The sequence below is a fragment of the Adlercreutzia equolifaciens genome (genome assembly GCF_029076695.1).
Lineage (GTDB): Bacteria > Actinomycetota > Coriobacteriia > Coriobacteriales > Eggerthellaceae > Adlercreutzia > Adlercreutzia equolifaciens_A.
Genome location: NZ_JARFIK010000058.1, coordinates 1 through 427, shown reverse-complemented (window position 1 = coordinate 427; position 427 = coordinate 1). Strand labels below are relative to the sequence as shown.

Here is a 427-nt window from a genome sequence, read left to right as displayed (position 1 = left end):
GGATTATTACTACAATTCCTCCCTCGCGCACTGTGTCTATAACGGCTCCACGATCACGCGTCATGGTCACGAACACCTGCACGGCGAAGTCGTATCCCTCGGTGTTCTCTGCCTGCTCACCTATGAAGGCGCGAACGCTCTCCGTGATACGATCATGAAATTCAATGCCAGTATCGGTCTTCCGGTATGCTTCGATGATATCGATATCACTGAAGATGAATTTGATCTCATGGCAGATAGAATTCTTACTTCCACCGAATGGCAGTACCGCCCGAAGGATGTGACCCGTGAAAAATTTATTGCATGCATGAAAGACCAGAACAAGATCGGACAGGAATTTAAGAAACAGACAGGCTCTTTATAAAATTTTCTTAATATATCTCCTCAATTACACCTACAGAACCTGCCCTGACAGCGTCTTCGAACA

The 427-nt window shown here is 45.9% G+C and carries 1 protein-coding gene; it reads left to right on the top strand.

From position 1 onward, the window contains the following. A partial coding sequence (locus PZH32_RS11455; RefSeq protein WP_275208382.1) for a hypothetical protein occupies positions 1-364 on the top strand: 364 nt, incomplete at its 5' end. Positions 365-427 lie beyond the last annotated feature (63 nt).